Origin of the sequence: Ahrensia marina (assembly GCF_001293565.1) — a bacterium.
In the GTDB taxonomy this organism is placed as follows: domain Bacteria; phylum Pseudomonadota; class Alphaproteobacteria; order Rhizobiales; family Rhizobiaceae; genus Ahrensia; species Ahrensia marina.
Window position 1 is genome coordinate 45649 of sequence record NZ_JXMU01000010.1, and the last position, 18848, is coordinate 64496.

Annotated in this window: 14 protein-coding genes; 7 read left to right on the top strand and 7 right to left on the bottom strand. The window is 50.4% G+C overall.

Annotated features, from left to right (window positions below; all coding sequences use genetic code 11):
• Nucleotides 1-9: 9 nt before the first annotated feature.
• Nucleotides 10-3435, bottom strand: coding sequence for a YhdP family protein (locus tag SU32_RS07700; protein ID WP_082376553.1), 3426 nt, complete (start codon nt 3433-3435; stop codon nt 10-12).
• A 111-nt stretch (nt 3436-3546) separates the two neighbouring features.
• Between SU32_RS07700 and bcp the strand changes: the two genes are divergently transcribed.
• Both bcp and SU32_RS07710 read left to right on the top strand, forming a co-directional pair.
• On the top strand, nt 3547-4020 hold the full coding sequence (gene bcp / locus SU32_RS07705; protein WP_053998773.1) for a thioredoxin-dependent thiol peroxidase: 474 nt from the start codon (nt 3547-3549) through the stop codon (nt 4018-4020).
• 130 nt (nt 4021-4150) lie between these two features.
• Complete coding sequence (locus SU32_RS07710) at nt 4151-5404, top strand: M23 family metallopeptidase (RefSeq protein ID WP_053998774.1); 1254 nt, start codon at nt 4151-4153, stop codon at nt 5402-5404.
• 3 nt (nt 5405-5407) lie between these two features.
• On the opposite strand, the gene recJ is transcribed toward SU32_RS07710, so the two are convergent.
• From recJ to SU32_RS07735, 5 genes are all read right to left on the bottom strand, one after another.
• Entirely contained in the window at nt 5408-7186 is a 1779-nt protein-coding gene (gene recJ, locus SU32_RS07715) for a single-stranded-DNA-specific exonuclease RecJ (RefSeq protein WP_053998775.1), read from the bottom strand.
• A gap of 52 nt (nt 7187-7238) precedes the next feature.
• A complete protein-coding gene (gene glpX / locus SU32_RS07720; protein WP_053998891.1) occupies nt 7239-8225 on the bottom strand; it encodes a class II fructose-bisphosphatase in 987 nt (328 codons plus the stop codon).
• 135 nt (nt 8226-8360) lie between these two features.
• Nucleotides 8361-9677 (bottom strand): homoserine dehydrogenase, encoded by a 1317-nt coding sequence (locus tag SU32_RS07725; RefSeq protein WP_053998776.1) that lies wholly within the window; start codon nt 9675-9677, stop codon nt 8361-8363.
• A 44-nt stretch (nt 9678-9721) separates the two neighbouring features.
• Complete coding sequence (locus SU32_RS07730; protein ID WP_053998777.1) at nt 9722-10939, bottom strand: LL-diaminopimelate aminotransferase; 1218 nt, start codon at nt 10937-10939, stop codon at nt 9722-9724.
• Nucleotides 10940-10987: 48 nt separating this feature from the next.
• Nucleotides 10988-11392: a hypothetical protein gene (locus SU32_RS07735; protein ID WP_053998778.1), complete on the bottom strand. Its 405-nt coding sequence runs from the start codon at nt 11390-11392 to the stop codon at nt 10988-10990.
• A 150-nt stretch (nt 11393-11542) separates the two neighbouring features.
• Between SU32_RS07735 and SU32_RS07740 the strand changes: the two genes are divergently transcribed.
• The 4 genes from SU32_RS07740 to radC are packed head-to-tail and all read left to right on the top strand — an operon-like array spanning nt 11543 to nt 15785.
• Complete coding sequence (locus SU32_RS07740) at nt 11543-13378, top strand: PHA/PHB synthase family protein (protein WP_053998779.1); 1836 nt, start codon at nt 11543-11545, stop codon at nt 13376-13378.
• Between the two features lie 12 nt (nt 13379-13390).
• Nucleotides 13391-14119, top strand: coding sequence for a DNA/RNA nuclease SfsA (gene sfsA, locus SU32_RS07745; protein WP_053998780.1), 729 nt, complete (start codon nt 13391-13393; stop codon nt 14117-14119).
• Between the two features lie 16 nt (nt 14120-14135).
• Nucleotides 14136-14963 (top strand): type I methionyl aminopeptidase, encoded by an 828-nt coding sequence (gene map / locus SU32_RS07750; protein ID WP_053998892.1) that lies wholly within the window; start codon nt 14136-14138, stop codon nt 14961-14963.
• A 30-nt stretch (nt 14964-14993) separates the two neighbouring features.
• A complete protein-coding gene (radC, locus tag SU32_RS07755) occupies nt 14994-15785 on the top strand; it encodes a RadC family protein (protein ID WP_144421070.1) in 792 nt (263 codons plus the stop codon).
• 54 nt (nt 15786-15839) lie between these two features.
• On the opposite strand, the gene SU32_RS07760 is transcribed toward radC, so the two are convergent.
• Nucleotides 15840-16628 (bottom strand): ATP12 family chaperone protein, encoded by a 789-nt coding sequence (locus SU32_RS07760; RefSeq protein WP_053998781.1) that lies wholly within the window; start codon nt 16626-16628, stop codon nt 15840-15842.
• Between the two features lie 168 nt (nt 16629-16796).
• Here SU32_RS07760 and parE point away from each other — a divergent pair, with 168 nt between their 5' ends.
• Nucleotides 16797-18845 carry a DNA topoisomerase IV subunit B gene (gene parE, locus SU32_RS07765; protein ID WP_053998782.1) on the top strand — a complete coding sequence of 683 codons (2049 nt, stop codon included), beginning with the start codon at nt 16797-16799 and terminating at the stop codon, nt 18843-18845.
• Nucleotides 18846-18848 lie beyond the last annotated feature (3 nt).

Genomic DNA, 18848 nt, shown 5'->3' on the forward strand with positions numbered 1-18848 from the left:
AGACACGCTCTAGCGGAACTCGAAAATCGAGCGGAATATACCGGGAGCAATCACCGATAGTGGGTTCACGGTCACTTGAGGACTGTCAAAACTACCAGACAGTTTGAAAGTAACACCGATCAACCCGCGATCGCGTCCATTACCCAAAAACAGACCCAAAATCGGGATTTCACCGAATAGCCGGTTTAAGCCGTAAGCAGGTAGAAACGTACCTGTCAGCCGCGTCTGGTTCTTACTGTCAAAAACCTTCCCGTCGATTACAAAACCGGCCAGCGGGCCGCGTGCAACAGCATCTGAAATATCCAAACTACCAGGGCTGAAAGCCAGATTGCCGGAGGCGCGCTCAAATTTAATTTCCCGCGTATCAATTCTGCGGTTAACCGCCTGTTCCAAGCTCTGCGATCCACTCGATTTGGAGGAAACAAGTTGCGCAAGCTTCGGCTCGTTAAACACGCGAAAATCATACAAATCGGCTTTTCCGCTTAGTATTTGCGGTCCAGCTCCGCTCAACGCCAGATTAAGCGTACCGCCGCGTACATTGGTATAAATATCCGCAAACCGTAAGAACTCACCGGCACCAAGCGCTTCCAATTTTACTTGGCGGTTGGAACCGGTGCCTTCTATGGTCAGAAAAACCGGAAAACCGGATTTGGTGGTACCCTGAATTGATAGTTGTGTCAGTGCGCCGCCACGTAATTGCATCTTTAGTTTAACATTTGTCAGGTGTTCGCCATGGAAGCCGGTAACGCGCCCGATATCGGCTGTGACATCTACAGCTATTGAACCGTCAGTTCCTTCGGTGCGCCGCGCTTCTGCGCGCACATGGCGCATAATACCGCGCGCATCAAAGGACTTGCCATTCATACTGACGCTGTAACCCTTACCGTTACGCTTCACATCAAGCGCAATATTGTCCGCTTTGTTTAAACGCACAAAACCAAACCGCGCCCGCTGCAGTCCATTTTTATCGACATTTATGTCGCCTTCAGCACCAAAGCTATCGCCTTTCAGCTCAAAGTTCTTCAGTGTTGTCGCGCCATTATTCTCGATAAAATCAAAACCGGCATTTGCCTTGATTCCCGCCCCTTTGGCCCAACCGATCCACGGCAATGACAGTTTGGACGATGATAAATCAATGCTTACACGTGAGGCATCGCTGCCGCCGCCGAACTTGACCGGTGTCGTTCCGGTTAAGAGTGTGTCCAACCCCGGCGCAATCTTTTTTCGGTCGGCATCTTTCAGCACTAAAGATATATCGCGCTTGGGTGTTACGCCGGAATTATTGAACGGCAAAACCATGGCAATATCAGCAGGCAGCCCATCAATGTCACCTTTCAGGTCGAAATTCCCTTTTTCCGGATCAAGCTGTATGCGCCCGTTCAGCCCGCGCAGGTTCCGCCCTTCAATTTTTGCTTCACTACCGGCGTTAGCAACTTTTAAATCCACCGCCCAATCAGGCGGCGCCGAGTTAGGGCCGTCGCCAAGCACAAAATCCACAGTCACATTGGCATCAACATCACCTAGCAAATCAACAGGTTCGAATTGATAAAATCGTGTCGCCTCAATGGGTTTGAGCGCAACAAGCTCACCAATAGCGCGCGATTCACCCGTCATATTCATTTTCAAATTCGCATCGATTTTACCGTCCGTGCCATCAGGCAAAATCAGGGTCAGCGTCGCATCTTTTACATTTGTTTTAAGGCCGCTCGGCAAAAGCAGAGAGCCTTGATCAATATTGACGATTGTTACGCCGTTAGCACTGGATAGATGGCCGCTAGCATTTTGAACCGGCGGAATATTGCCAACCACGCTAAACTCAATGTCCTCAACATCCAGTTCGACAGTGGTTTCATCCGAATGTTCGCGCAGAGTGCCGGCAATCCTTCGTTTTAACGGTTCAACGATATCAAAGCGTGCCTTAACAACCCTTCCGCCACCGGCAAGATTTTCCAACGCCCAGCGCCGAGCACCTCTTGCAACAGGGGCTGGCCAAAGCTGCTTAACCCCGGCAACAGACATATCATTGGCAAATACTGTAAAGATCGCCGTCGGATATTCCCCTTTCAGCGCAAGTTCGCCCTCGCCATTCATCGTCCCGCTATCGGAATTGATGTCCAACCGTGTAAAGCTGATAATTTCCTCCGACAAAAGAAACGAGCCTTGCGCTCTGGCGGCAAACTTGACCGGCTCTTCATTGGCGTCACTGGCATAAGCCACGCCATTATTGGCCAGCACTTCAAATTGATAGACATTCTTGTCAGTCACATCAGGCTGGTCACGAAAACGGCCACTTAGATCCAGCGTTGTGCGGCCCACCCGCCACGGCGTTGTATGCAGCGTAATCGCCTCGGTGGCAAAATCAGCACTCAATCTTAAGGCGCCATCAATTGGGACAAAGTCGTCCTGATCCAGCTTGAATGCAATATCTTCGGGATAAGCTTCAATCGTAGCCATATCGGACGCATCTTGATTTGCATTGACGAAATGTAGGGACGCCCTGCCGCGCATCGGTTCATGGCGTTTTTCAGGGTCGCGGTCTTCATCCAATTTGGAAAACATCGTCTGGAACCGGCGCCACGGCAGCGGCATATTGGTTGCCTCCACACTCAGTTCCTGAACATCGCCTGCTTTGGCATCGCCATTGATAATATTAGCAAATTTCGGCAGCACCAGTTTTCCGGTCACAGGCACGTCATAGCCGTCTATGACAAATTGCCCATCGAAATTTGCTTGGCCTTTTTCCGCCCTCATTGCCAAAGTTACAACTTCAATAGCATTGGAATAGACATTGTCGCGCAGAAGCACCTTCACATCTTCTGCATTCAGACGCATACCGCCTTCCTGCGAAACTAGCCCGCCCACACTATTGTCTAAAGTGGCAAAAACAGCCTCGAACCTATCGTGGGCATCACTGATTTTAACGCGCGGCGTTTCACCTAGTTCGGACTTTCGCATATCCAGTGTAGCACCGCGCAGCCGCACCGATGAAAATTCCGGATTTCCGCTTATCAGCGATCGCGTGCGAATACCTACAATCAATTCATCAGCAGAAAGCATTTGTTGCTGGTCGCTCTTCCGCGTCAGCTTGACATCTTTAAAGGTGATGCCCAAACCGCTTGACCAGACAATAGCGACATTAGTGTCACCCACTTCGGCATTCATCGTTGGCGGTACAACACGACGCAATGCATCAGCCGCGGCATTTCCGACAACCGGCATAACCACACCGCTGCGCACAACAAAGAACAAAGTGGCGAGTGCAAAAACAAGAAACAGGCAGATACCGATAATACAACGGCGCAGAACAAGATGTCTGGGCGGTATGAGCGGGGCATGAACCGGCCCTTTACCCCCACGATAAGACGGCAATGTATGCAGAGAACTATGAGCTTTCCTTCTCACTTTCCGCATTTTATCGTCGGTTTTCTGGTTCAAATTGATCCCGAATTGAATTTTGTTTTATAAATTACCGAATCGCCATTAAATTATGGCTTAGTCACCATATATCGAACACACCGAAATTCACGCGAAAATGAAAGAATCCACATGAGCGAACTGACGGAAGGCTCTAGCGCACCGAACATTTCATTGCCAGCAGACAACGGCAATATCGTGTCGATCGATGATTTTAATGGGCAACAGGTCGTGCTTTATTTCTACCCGAAAGATGATACGCCCGGATGCACCAAGGAAGCCATTGCCTTTACCGAATTTCTGGATTCTTTTGCAGAGCAGAACACCGTCATTCTGGGCGTGTCGCCAGACACCGTCGCCAAGCATGAGAAATTCAAAGCCAAACACGATTTACGCGTAACATTGCTCGCCGATGAAGACCACGAACTCGCCGAAGCATTTGGTGTCTGGCTAGAGAAAAATATGTATGGCCGGAAGTATATGGGCGTGGAACGGTCCACCTTTCTGATTGATAAAACAGGAAAAATCGCGAAAATCTGGCGCAAAGTAAAAGTCCCCGGCCATGCCGAAGCTGTTTTGGAAGAAGCTGCCGCCTTAAACAATTGAATTGAAAATAGGTTTTGAGAGCATATTCAATGCTCCTCGAACGTATCAATTTGGCGGCCTCAAAACGGTTTATTAACCCTAATAAAGTGTAATCAAGTCATCCGTATTTATCGCATGACAGGGTTTACACGTGAAAAAGGTCCAAGAGTTCGGCAAAAGAAAAGAACCGCACACTGTAATCATTGCACAGGGTCAAGACATCCGTCATTTCACTGTAAGGCCTTGGGCCGTTGGCATTGCTGCAACGGTGTTTATGGCAATGGCTGTAGGCTACCTGCTCTCAACAAGCTATCTTATTTTACGCGATGACCTGCTCAACACAGCCGTTGCACGTCAGGCAAAGCTGCAACACGCCTATGAGGACCGTATTGCATCATTGCGTGGACAAGTTGACCGCATCACGTCGCACCGCCTTCTCGACCAGCAGTTTATGGAAGGCAAAATTGCCGAACTTGCCAGCCGCCAGAATATTTTAGCCAGCCGTTCAAACCGGATCGAGCCTCTGCTCGAGCGCGCCAAAGAGCTTGGTCTTTCCTCGACACCGGCTTCCGCAATGCCGGTACCTAAATTACGCCCCGGATCAAACAACAAGCAAGCAAGGCTAGGCTTTAGCGCGCCTCGTCCAGATGTTGATACAATGACAACCGGATCAATTGCGACAGAGCATGTAGATGAATTACCGAGCCTGACAAAACTCGCCGATGTTAGAAGTGATCTTTATGACATTGAGCGTACACAGATTGAGCAAATCGCCGCCCTATCTGATGCCGCTGCAGAACAGAGGATGAAGATCGTCAATACAGCGCGCAAAGCAGGCTTGCCAATACGTGCAATAGAGGAAACAACAGGGACCGGCGGTCCTTTCATTCCCACTGATGCAAAAGATTTAAACGCCGTTTTTGACAGCGAGATCGCCTCTTTCAACAATGCCATGCAAGAGCTTGAAAAAACAAAGAAAGCCGTGCGCTCTTTCCCGATTGTCAATCCAGCCCCGGGCAAAAGTATTTCCAGCAAATTCGGACGTCGCAAAGATCCGATCATTGGCCGCAGCGCATTTCACGGCGGCATTGATTTTAGAGCGCCCACAGGCACACGAATAAATGCTGCCGCCGATGGAAAAGTTGTTAAAGCCGGACGCAATGGCGGCTACGGCAATCTGGTGGAAATCAAACATGCCAACGGTTTAACGACACGCTATGCCCATTTGAGCCGGATTTATGTCAAAGTCGGTCAGAAAGTTGTCGCCGGACAAAAAGTCGGCGCGGCTGGCAGCACAGGCCGTTCAACAGGCCCGCATCTTCATTATGAAGTACGTTCCGGCGGTAAACCTATTAATCCGATCGGCTATCTCAACGCCGGTTCTCGCCTAAGCGATTATCTCTAAGTTCTAGACAGGAACCGCAGCGTCGATAATGCGAAGTTGCGGCGTAACGCGGCCATTCCAGTGGTTGGCACTTAAAGTGCCCGCAACATGAATGGGATTGTCTTGACCTTGCCGTAAAACATTGCCCAACTCGCTTTCAACTGCTCTGAATGCAATTGCATCGATTTGTGCGCCGTCTTGCGCTCGTAGCGCTACTTTTAAATGGCCCTGCCCGACCGGCTTTGAAAAAGCCACCATATGATTGGGTAGCACAAAGACAGGCTCGGGGTTGCCAGCGCCGTACGGTCCGGCTTTGCTCAGCAATTCAATGAGAGCGATATTGCAACCACGCGCTGAAAGTGCGCCGTCAATTTTCTGCTCCGAGGTGTTCACCAAATCCTGCACAGCGGCTGCGGCTTGCTCGTCAAAAAAGGCTCGCAGTGCGCCAAGCTTCGCTTTCTCAACTGTGATGCCCGCGGCCATAGCATGCCCGCCGCCCTTGATAAGCAAACCTGCATCAACCGCCATGCGCACGACTTTACCAAGGTCGAAACCTGGAATTGAGCGTCCGGAACCAGTTCCTTTTCCATCGCGCCCAAGCGCTATGGCGAAGGACGGACGCCGCGTTGAATCTTTAAGCCGCGAAGCAATCAAGCCCGCAATTCCCGGATGCCAGTCTTCGCTGGCTGTAATAATGATTGCCGGCGGTGAAGACGATTGTAATTCGCGTTCGGCCTCAGCCTTCGCCTCCGCAACCATCTGCACTTCAATCGCTTGACGCTGCGCGTTGAGTTCATCCAGTTCTTTTGCCACCTCGGCAGCCCGATTGGCATCGGTTTCTGTAAGCAGTTTGGCACCAAGCGAGGCATCACCAATACGCCCGCCAGCATTGATGCGCGGGCCAATGGCAAAACCAAAATGAAATGGATTAATCGGCTCGCCAATTCGGGCAGCCGATGCCAGTGCCGCAATACCCAAATTCGTCTGATGCCGCGCTGTCACAAGTCCTTTAGCCACAAATGCGCGATTAAGCCCGATCAACGGAACAACATCGCAGACCGTTGTCAGCGCCACCAGATCAAGCAAACGCATCAGGTCAGGCAAGTCGCTCTTCCCGGACGCGCGCAATTGACGTGACACTTCAACCAGACACATGAAAACGACACCGCCGGCACATAAGTGCCCAAGGCCGGAAATATCATCCTCACGGTTCGGGTTCACTACTGCGACCACTTCCGGCAGTGCACCGCCAACCTGATGGTGATCAAGAACAACAATCTCGATACCGGCGCCGTCAATGGCGGCAAATGCCTCGGCACTGTTTGTGCCGCAGTCGACGGTGACAATAAAATCATTGCGCTCTGCAAGTGCCTTCATGGCCGCAGCATTGGGTCCATATCCCTCATATATTCTGTCAGGAATATAGATCTCTACTTGCAGGCCAAAATGCCCGAGATAACGGGCCATCAAAGCAGACGAACCGGCACCATCCACATCATAATCACCAAAAACGGCCACTTTTTCTTGGGTGTTAATGGCCTTCGCAATGCGCGAGGCTGCAGCTTCCATATCGGTTATGGTGCGCGGATCAGGCATCAATGCCTTGATCGTTGGATCAAGAAACTCTTTGACTTCATCACGATGAACGCCGCGCGCTGCAAGAACCCGTGCCAGAATATCGGGAACACCATGTGTCTGCGCGATATCCAGCGCGATATTTTTCTGCGGTGCGGACAAACGCTCTACCCAGCGCCGACCGCCCGCAGAATTTTCAATACCAAGAAATGTCTGGCTTTTGCTCATGACTGCTTTTCAGCCTGTCACTCCATTACGTCAAGCGCAATGATTGCCGGTATCAGTTGAATTTCTCAACATCCTGGTGGCGCGCTGTAATTTCGCGCACTGTGCGTGATGATGAACGCATCACAATTGTCTCGGTCTGAATGTAATTTTTTGCAAACTTAACGCCTTTCAGCATATTGCCATCGGTAACGCCTGTAGCTGCGAAAAGAACATCGCCAGATGCCAGCTCGGTCATTTTATAGGAACGTGTTGGGTCAGAAACACCCATTTTAGCAGCACGCGCGACCTTTTCCGGTGTATCCAGAATAAGGCGTCCCTGCATTTGCCCGCCGACACAGCGCAGGGCAGACGCTGCCAAAACGCCTTCAGGCGCACCGCCACGTCCCATATAAATATCAACGCCCGTTACATCCGGATCTGTTGTGTCGATAATTCCGGCCACATCACCATCGCCAATAAGCCGGACGGCTGCGCCGGTGGAACGCACGGCAGCAAGAATTTCATCATGACGCGGCCGGTCAAGAATACATGCTGTAATTTCAGAGACAGGCACACCTTTTGCTTTTGCAAGCGCTTTAATGTTGTCTGCTGGATCAGCATCAATATCAACGATACCTTCTGGATAACCTGGTCCGATCGCTAGTTTGTCCATATATACGTCAGGCGCAAACAGCAGCGTGCCTTTCGACGCCATGGAAATAACCGCCAGAGAGTTCGGCATGTTTTTTGCGCAAATTGTTGTTCCTTCAAGAGGGTCAAGCGCAATATCAACTTCAGGACCATGACCAAGACCAACCTCTTCACCGATGTAAAGCATTGGCGCTTCATCGCGTTCGCCTTCACCGATCACCACTGTGCCGCGAATTGGCAGGCGGTTGAGCTCGGCGCGCATGGCATCAACAGCAACCTGGTCAGCAGCTTTTTCATCACCGCGGCCGCGCAATCGTGCCGCCGCAACCGCAGCAGCCTCCGTTACACGGGCCAATTCCATTGCAAGTTCACGTGTCAAACCAGAATCTGTTGAGCGGCGGTCATTCATATCAATATCCAATTATTGGCAGCACAAAACGCTGCTTTACCAAACTAGACTAGGGAAAAGCACACCTCGACGTGACTTGAAAGCACCGTTTGCAGACAAGGTTAAACTCAATCGATTTAGAATTAAGTTATTTGCCTATTCAGCTTTTTCGATGCGGATAACTTGCGGTGTCGAGACAAGATAGCCCTCTTCCGTAATCGACTTGATCGCTTTGCGAATGGCTGATTCGGTTGTCTCATGCGTGATGATGATGACCGTTTTCGCATTAGACGCCACTGTGTGGGCCGGATCGCGCTGAACGATTGATTCAAGCGAAATGTTATTTTCTGCAAAATCCGTTGCAATCGCAGCAAATGCGCCCGGTTTGTCGTGAACAACCATACGCACGAAGTAACCGCCTGCATGGGACTCAATTTCAGCGCGCTGATATGTTTTCAAGTCCGCGACTGAACGGCCGAAAACAGGCGCTTGTTGGTGTCCGGGGCGTGATTTCGCAATATCCGCCAAATCGCCCATGACAGCAGAAGCAGTCGCATCGCCGCCCGCTCCCGGGCCTGACATTAATAGTGAACCGACAATATCCGCTTCAACAGCAACGGCATTGGTCACGCCGTCAATCTGCGCAATCACTGATGTCAGCGGCACCATTGTCGGGTGAACACGCTGCTCGATACCCGTATCGGTTTTTTGGGCAACGCCAAGCAACTTGATACGGTATCCAAGATCGCGTGCGGCCTGAATATCGCCCAGCGAAATATTTGAAATACCTTCCAGATAAATCTCGTCAACGGCAACTTCAGTACCAAAGGCAATAGACGTTAAAATGGCGAGTTTATGCGCGGTATCATTGCCCTCAATATCAAAGGTCGGGTCGGCTTCGGCATAGCCAAGGCGCTGCGCATCAGCCAGACATTCTTCAAAGCTGATTTCATCGCGTTCCATACGTGTCAAAATGTAGTTCGCGGTACCATTCATAATGCCATACAGGCGATTGGTATCATTGCCTGAAATGGATTCGCGCATTGTTTTGACAATCGGAATACCGCCGGCAACCGCAGCTTCAAAATTTAGCACCACACCGCTGGCTTCCGCAGCACGTGCCAGTTCCAGACCATGCTTGGCCAAGAGCGCCTTATTGGCTGTAACGACATGTTTTCCGGCTTTAAGAGCTGCCAATACGCTGTCTCGTGCAGGCCCCTCATCGCCGCCGATCAATTCGACATAGACATCAACATCTGCTGATACAGCAAGTTCTTCTGCCTTATCGAACCATTGAAATCCGGAAATATCCACGCCGCGGTCGCGAGACTTGTCACGTGCAGAAACACTCGTCACCGTGATGGGTCGCCCGCACTGAGAAATGAGAAGTCCGGATTTTTCATTGAGCACCCGAACCAGTGAAGCACCGACTGTACCCAGGCCGGCAATGCCCACACGCAAACTATTATTCATTTTCAGACCTTTGACGCTCTTTGGAAGATTTCAGTGCCGCTTTATCAGCGACGCGTGTCCAGTGAAACCACATTATGCAAATTCTTTTCGGCCATTCCCATAAAACGCTTTATATTGCGGGCTGCCTGGCGAATACGGTGCTCATTTTCAACCAGCGCGATACGCACATGTTCATCGCCATGTTCCCCAAAACCAAGACCGGGCGCCACAGCGACATCGGCTTTTTCGATTAGCAGCTTGGAAAATTCAAGCGAGCCGAGATCTTTGAACTTTTCAGGAATAGGCACCCACGCAAACATGGTTGCCGGTGGTGGCGGCACATCAAAACCAGCCTTTCCAAAGCTGTCCACGAGAACATCGCGCCGCTTTTTATATGTCCGGCGAACCTCTTCGATATCAGAGCCGTCACCGTTCAGCGCCGCTGTTGCCGCAACCTGAATGGGCGTAAAAGCACCATAATCCAAATAGGACTTCACCCGCGTCAACGCACCGATAAGGCGCTCATTGCCGACCGCAAATCCCATACGCCAACCGGGCATAGAATATGTTTTTGACATGGAGGTAAACTCAACCGCGACATCCATTGCGCCGGGCACTTCCAGCACGGATGGCGGCGGCGTATCATCGAAATAGACCTCCGAATATGCCAGATCAGACAATATGATGATGTCGTGCTTTTTGGCAAACGCGACAACTTCTCTGTAAAAATCAAGACTGGCGAGCTTCGCTGTCGGATTGGAAGGATAGCTTAAAATGATGGCAAGCGGCTTCGGTATAGAATGACGGACAGCACGTTCAAGCGCTCTCATAAAGCCGTCATCTGGCTCAACCTGCATCGAGCGGATAACGCCGCCAGACATAATAAAGCCGAAAGCATGAATGGGATAACTCGGATCAGGACACAAAATCACATCGCCGGGCGCGGTAATCGCCTGCGCCATGTTGGCAAAGCCTTCCTTTGAACCAAGGGTCGCAACGATCTGCGTATCCGGATCAAGCTTCACGCCAAACCGGCGTTTATAATAATTGGCCTGCGCGCGCCGCAGTCCCGGAATACCCTTTGACGATGAATAGCGGTGCGTGCGCGGGTCTTGCACTGTTTCAACCAGCTTATCGACAATCGATTGCGGCGTTGGCAAATCAGGATTTCCCATACCCAAATCAATAATGTCGCGACCTTCACTTCGCGCATTGGCCTTAAGCCGGTTGACCTGTTCGAACACATAAGGAGGCAGGCGGCGGGTTTTATGAAAATCTTCCATGTTCGATCAGTGTCTTTCTATCGGAAATTAGGGTTCGCTAAATTGGTTTCAGTTCGAAGTCCGCGCATCAATTCGCGCAAGCATTTCAGGTGAGTGCTGTGCGGCCAGCCTGCGCAAGGCCAGCAATCGCTGCTGATATACTGCCGGAGACAACCGGCCGCTGCGCTGTGCGCTCTCCAGCGCCTCCATTTGAGACATAAGTGCTTCACTTTGTGAGCGTGAACTTGCCGCTATGCGTGCCTGAGGCTGATCGCCAAAATTCGGATACGTGTTCGTATTGACTGGTCCGTCCGGTAAAGACGAATAAAGAGAGTCATTTACCGGCAGATTAGCACGGCTTTGGTTTCTGGCTGTGAGCCCCAGATCCCCTGCACTGTCGATGTTACCCGTACCGGTGCAAGCCGTTATCAGTAACAGCAATATCAGAAACGGACTTCTGAGAATATTGATCATAATTACTATGGCCCGCCTACCAAAAAGAAAATGTCTGCAATCAAAGCGTTGACCACCCTATACGTCATCCCTTTAATTATGTCATGATTAGGGAACAATACGGTGCTAAACGTCTTTCCGATATTAACCAAGGTCAATCAAGGGTGATATATGTCCGAAAAAGGGCAAAAGTCAGAAAATACGTCAAATGAAACCAAGCAAGAGTTTTTGCTTGAGCCTTACGTTGTCAAAAATCCTGATGAGTTCAGCAAAAACCTTGCCCGAATGATTGAAGCTGCGGGACAAGCGGCATCCGAATGGCTCAAACCGCGCGAACAAGGCACTTTGGAAGAAACGCCAGACCCTGCGGCAGAGCTGACAAACACGCTCTCCAAAGTCTCTGAATATTGGCTTTCCGATCCGCAGCGCGCCTTGGAGGCACAAACCAAACTGTTCTCAGGTTTTATGGGCGTCTGGTCTAATTCAATACAGCGCCTTAATGACAGCAATGTACCGGAAGTCATTGATACATCGCGCGACAAACGTTTTGCCGATGAAGACTGGTCAAACCAGCCTTTCTTCAGCTTTCTCAAACAAACCTATTTGGTCACCTCACAATGGGCTGAAAATCTGGTTACAGATGCCGATTTGGAACCGCATACAAAACATAAGGCCGAATTTTACGTAAAACAGGTCACGGATGCCCTATCGCCATCTAATTTTATGATCTCCAACCCTGAGGTTTTTAAAGAAACCATCGCCACAAACGGTGCAAATCTTGTCGATGGCATGAAAATGCTTGCCGATGATATCCGCGACGGCAAAGGTGAGTTGAAACTGCGTCAGGTCGACGGATCAAAATTTGTTGTTGGTGAAAATCTGGCAACCACACCCGGAAAAGTTATTGCGCGCAGTGAGCTGATTGAACTTATTCAATATACGCCGACGACAGACAAAGTACTAAAGCGCCCTCTCCTGATCTGCCCGCCATGGATCAACAAATTTTATATTCTTGATCTTAATGCGGAGAAATCCTTCATCAAATGGGCTGTCGATCAGGGTCATACTGTTTTTGTGATGGCATGGGTTAATCCCGATGAGCGTCATAAAGATATGGATTGGACCGACTACATCCATGACGGTCTGTTTTTCGCGCTTGATAATATTCAGAAAGCCACCGGCGAGAAAAACGTCAATGCAATCGGCTACTGTGTCGGCGGCACGTTATTGGCCGCCGCACTCGGTTATATGGCCCAGATCGGTGATAAGCGCATTGCAACAGCAACCTTCTTTACCACTCAGGTAGATTTTACCCATGCCGGTGATTTGAAAGTCTTTGTGGATGAAGCGCAGCTTAGCAAGCTTGAAGAGCAAATGAAGAAAAAGGGCTATCTTGAAGGCTCCAAGATGGCGACAGCGTTTAACATGCTGCGTGCAGGCGATATGATTTGGCCTTATATGGTCAACAATTATATGCGCGGCAAAGCACCAACGCCATTTGACCTGCTTTACTGGAACTCGGATGCCACACGAATGGCATGCACGAACCACTTGTTTTACCTGCGTAATTGCTATCATGAAAACCGGCTTTCGCAAGGCACTATGCGCATTGGCGGAAAGCAGATCGACATGAGCAAGGTGACCATGCCGGTATATAACCTTGCCACCAAAGAGGACCACATTGCGCCTGCCCTATCGGTGTTTGAAGGGTCAAAATATTTTGGCGGCGATGTCACTTATGTCTTGGGCGGTTCGGGCCATATTGCGGGCGTCGTCAATCCGCCCGCCAAGAACAAATATCAATTCTGGACCGGCGGCAAAGTTGAAGGGGAATTTTCTGACTGGTTTGAAAAAGCCAAAGAAAACACAGGCTCATGGTGGAACCATTGGAACACATGGATCCGTAGCCATGACGATACCGAAGTAAAAGCGCGCAAAAAGCACGGCGGCAGCAAGCTTAAACCGCTATGCGACGCACCGGGCACTTTTGTCAAAGTGCGCTCGTAAAGGCTTTCTGTCGTGCAGTTTGACCCGCCGCTTGTGCCTGGAAAGCTCATAAGACGCTATAAGCGTTTTTTAGCAGATATTGTGCTGGATAACGGCGATGAAATCACCGCGTCCGTGCCCAATACCGGTTCCATGCTGGGCCTTACGGAACCGGGCAGCAATGTGTGGCTATCTGTGAATAACGACGGAAAACGCAAATACGCCCATGCACTTCAATTGGTTGAAGCAGATGGAACCATTGTCGGCATCAATACTGGCCTGCCCAACAAGCTTGCCGAAGATGCAATCCGAAACGGTTTGATCAGTAATCTGGATCAATACGCCGACCTTAAGCGTGAGCAAAAATATGGCAAAAATTCATGTATCGACATGTTACTTGAAGATACCGGGTTGGGCCGCGCTTATGTAGAGGTCAAGAATGTCCACCTGATGCGAACTGCCGGTTTGGCGGAATTTCCAGACAGCATAACATCGCGTGGCGCAAAGCATCTCGACGAATTATCCAATGTGGCTAATCAGGGCCACCGAGCAATAATGGTATATCTTATTCAACGCGGCGATTGCGAACGGTTCAATCTCTGCCGTGATCTGGACAAAAACTATTGTGCCGCTTTTGATGAAGCAATGCGCAATGGGGTTGAAGCTTACGCCATTCGGTGCCAAATCAGCCCACAGGCTATAGTGCCAGAAAAATTGATCCCGATTGACGAACCATTATCGGCCAATCAGGCAAAAATATAAGAAAAGTGACATGCAGATGGTCAATTATCTTGATGCGGCAACCGCACCGTTGAAAAATACCGGACAGATACGCCTTCATGGTGAAGAAGGCTTCGAAGGCATGCGTAAAGCCTGTGCACTGACAGCCAATGCGCTCGATCTGGTTGCACCAATGGTTAAAAGCGGCACAACCACCAATGCGATTGATCAGATGCTGTATGAATATGGCATGGATCATAACGCGGTACCGGCAACGCTAAATTATCGCGGCTACACCAAATCCTGCTGCACATCAATCAATCATGTTGTCTGTCACGGTATACCCAATGACAAGCCTTTGCGTGAAGGTGACATTGTCAATGTCGATGTGACTTATGTGCTGGACGGCTGGCACGGCGATTCCTCGCGCATGTATCCGGTAGGCGAAATCAAACGCTCTGCGGAACGATTGATGGAAGTCACCCATGAAAGCCTGATGCGCGGCATTGCGGCTGTAAAACCCGGTGTAAAACTCGGTGCGGTAGGCGCAGCTATTCAACAATATGCTGAAGGCGAACGCTGCTCCGTTGTCCGTGATTTTTGCGGCCACGGCATCGGCCAATTATTCCATGATGCACCGAATGTCTTGCACTACGGCCATGTCGATGAGGGTCCGGAACTGCGCAAAGGCATGATTTTTACCATCGAACCCATGATCAATCTTGGACGCCCTCACGTGAAGGTTCTCGGCGACGGCTGGACTGCTGTAACGCGCGACCGTAGCCTTTCGGCGCAATATGAGCATACAATTGGCGTAACCGACGACGGATGTGAAATTTTCACATTGTCGCCAAATGGCCTCGACCGGCCGGGATTATCATCTTAGGCTACCGCAAAACTTTGGTGCGGAGCAGGAATGACAATATCACACGATGAAGATGGTGACGAACGAAGCCTCTTTTTCAATGAGGCCTCCACACCGCAAGCGTCCAGCCATTCCAAGCCTGTGACTGAAAACCCAAGGCCTGCCACCAAAATCAACCCCAATGCCGGCCATCGGGACCGTTTGCGCCAACGTTTTGCCAATGCGGGCGAAGGCGCTCTCGCAGACTATGAACTCTTGGAAATGCTATTATTCCGGTCACTGCCGCGCATTGACACGAAACCGATTGCGAAAGCATTGATCACAAGATTTGGCTCATTTGGCGAGGTTTTAGGCGCTGATCCGTCACTTTTGATGGAGGTCAAAGGGGTAAAAGAAGCAACGGCGCTTGATTTGAAAATTGTTGCCGCCGCAGCGCGCACAATGATCCGAACCGGCGTTTTAAACCGCGAAGTACTTTCATCCTGGAATGCTGTTCTAGATTATTGCACCGCCGCAATGGCTTACGAAAACAAGGAACAGTTTCGAATTTTGTTTCTTGATAAAAAGAACGCGCTTATTGCCGATGAGGTTCAACAGACAGGCACGGTGGATCACACACCGGTTTATCCGCGCGAAGTGCTAAAACGTGCATTGGAGCTGTCGGCAACGGCAATCATTTTAGTCCATAACCACCCGTCGGGCGACCCAACACCTTCGCGCGCTGACATTGCCATGACCAAACAGATTATCGACGCAATCAAACCGCTTGGGATCGCGGTTCATGATCACATCATTATCGGCAAGTCAGGCCATGCAAGTATGCGCGGTATGCAGTTGATATAACGAGATTTTTCTAAAAAAATTGATGCGGCGCTAAACCGGAAATTACAGTAAAAACTACTGCAACGCTTTCATCATACGGTCCGCCGCATCCATCTCGGCCCAGCGGTAAGCACGGCGCTCTTTTGCTTCGTCATCCTCGCCCCATTGCTCAATCGTGTAATCATCATCCACATAAGACGCTGTCCATGCTTCGGCTGCTGTCATATGGCCTTTGTAAATAGCCATCGCCAGAATAGCTGAACCGGTGAGCGTCATCATTGAGTGAAATGCAGACAATGTCAGCGGGTCTTCGATTGATTTTAACTGAGCGCCATAGGCCGCGATCGTTTCACGTGGCTGCGCAACATGAATGACCCCTTCCACAAGCGTGAACTGTGCCGACAGCAAATTTTCAGCCCAGTCCAAAGGTCCGTCCCAAACCTCGCGTTGACGCTTTACAAGCTCTTCCGGCGCATCAGCGCGATAACAAAGCAGGTCCGTCCCACAAAATCGTAAAATATCTTCTTTGACCGCCTGCATATCCTGCGCCACACCGTCGGCCGCTGTGTTGGACAAACGAAAACAAGGCATCAATTTGGGGTCAAGCACATCACGCTGCGATGAAAATTCCTTCGCGACATGATCGGCAGCCGCTTTCGTCAAGAACACAAGTGTTTTCTTGCTTGGCGTCTTTACCGTCCGCTCATCCAGATTGATGATAAAACCTTCATCTGTTTCAGCGACAGCTACCTCTTTATAGAAGCGTTTTGGCAAATGCGGCCGCATCGAGCGCTGCGCGGAGCCCATTGGATCCGGCGCTGGCAATTCAAAGCTGTCTTGCAGTTCGCTCAAGATATCACGCATGACAATTTTCCTTATCTTACTTAAAATGCGGTAGAACACCTCAGCCAAGGTTCTGCAAGCATTTTGGTCGATTTTTTCATGGATAAACAGCTATCCGGTTTCGCAAACTAGACTGCGCCGTGCCATAGTAACAAACGATTCGCGACATGTAACAGGTAAGCTTCCGAAATGGATGATCTCTTCGGTTCAGAACCACCAAAACCAGCGCCGGCACCGGCAAAAGAAAAGCCGTCAGAACCCAAGGCGCAAAAGGCACCTATAGCCAAGCCATCAACCGACGACTCCGGAGGCTATGGTGCGGATGCGATTGAGGTTCTTGAAGGGCTGGAGCCTGTGCGTCGGCGCCCCGGCATGTATATTGGCGGCACGGACGAAAAAGCCCTGCATCATTTGTTTGCTGAAATCATCGATAACTCGATGGATGAAGCTGTGGCAGGTCACGCCACATTCATTGACGTTCATCTGGGTGCAGATGGCTATTTGACCATTACCGACAACGGCCGTGGTATTCCGGTTGATAACCATCCGAAATTCAAGAACAAATCCACGCTTGAGGTCGTCATGACCATCCTGCACGCCGGTGGTAAATTTGACGGTAAAGCCTATGAAACGTCCGGCGGGCTGCACGGCGTTGGCGTATCCGTCGTCAATGCCCTGTCCGATGATTTGATCGTCGAGGTTGCCCGCAATAAACAACTTTACCGCCAAACCTTCTCAAAAGGTATACCGCAAGGCGGGCTGGAGCATTTGGGTCCGGTTAACAACCGGCGCGGCACAAAAGTTCGCTTTCATCCCGATCCGGAAATTTTTGGCGAGAAAATCAAATTTTCCCCTGCCCGTCTTTGTAAAATGGCGCGCTCGAAAGCCTATTTGTTTGGCGGTGTTGAAATTCGCTGGGAATGTGATGAAAGCCTCGTTGCCGAAAAAGACCGTGAAAAAACACCGGTCAAAGCCACTTTCCATTTTCCGGGCGGACTGAAAGATTATCTCGAAGCAACGCTCACCGGCGACCAGCGTATTACATCGACAGTTTTTGCTGGAAAAACAGAAAAATCCGGTGGCCACGGCGCTGTGGAATGGGCTGTGACTTGGCACACAGGCGACGGTTTCGTTAATTCTTATTGTAACACAATTCCAACACCGGAAGGCGGCACGCACGAAGCCGGCCTGCGGCAAACCATTGCGCGCGGCTTAAAAGCTTATGGCGAGCTGTCCGGCGTCAAACGCGCCTCGATCATTACAACCGATGATGTCATGATTTCCTGCGCAACCATGCTGTCTGTCTTCGTGCGTGAGCCGGAATTCGTTGGCCAGACCAAGGACAAGCTTGCAACGGTAGAAGCCCAGAAAATCGTCGAGAATGCACTGCGTGATCCTTTCGACCATTGGCTAACCGCCTCTCCACAGGAAGCGACGCGCTTGCTGGAATGGGTTCTTGACCGTGCTGACGAGCGTCTCAAACGGCGACAGGAAAAAGAGGTCAACCGCAAAAGCGCGGTACGCAAATTACGCCTGCCCGGAAAGCTGGCGGATTGTTCGCAAAATGCGGCGGCAGGTGCTGAACTCTTCATCGTTGAGGGTGACTCAGCGGGCGGCTCAGCCAAACAGGCACGTAACCGCGCCAATCAGGCAATCCTGCCCCTGCGCGGTAAAATCCTCAATGTTGCTTCGGCGGGACGTGAAAAACTGACAGCCAACCAGCAGATTGCCGATATTATTCAGGCTTTAGGTTGCGGCACCGGCACAAAGTATCGCGAGGAAGATTTACGTTACGAACGCATAATCATCATGACCGACGCCGATGTGGACGGCGCGCATATTGCTTCGCTGCTCATTACCTTCTTCTATCAGGAAATGCCCGAGCTGATCCGCAATGGCCATTTATACATGGCTGTTCCGCCGCTCTTCAAATTGAGCGGTGGCGGTAAATCGCTCTATGCACGTGATGAAGCACATCGTACAGAACTGATGGAGACAGAATTCAAAGGAAAAAAAGTAGAAGTGAGTCGCTTTAAAGGACTTGGCGAAATGCTTGCCAAACAGCTTAAAGAGACAACAATGGATCCGAAGGTACGCACACTTCTGCGCGTTGATATTTTTGAAGGCAATGCGGAATCAACCAGACAATCGATTGATGATCTGATGGGAACAAAGCCCGAAGCCCGCTTTCGCTTCATTCAGGAACACGCTGAATACGCACGAAATCTGGATATTTAATAG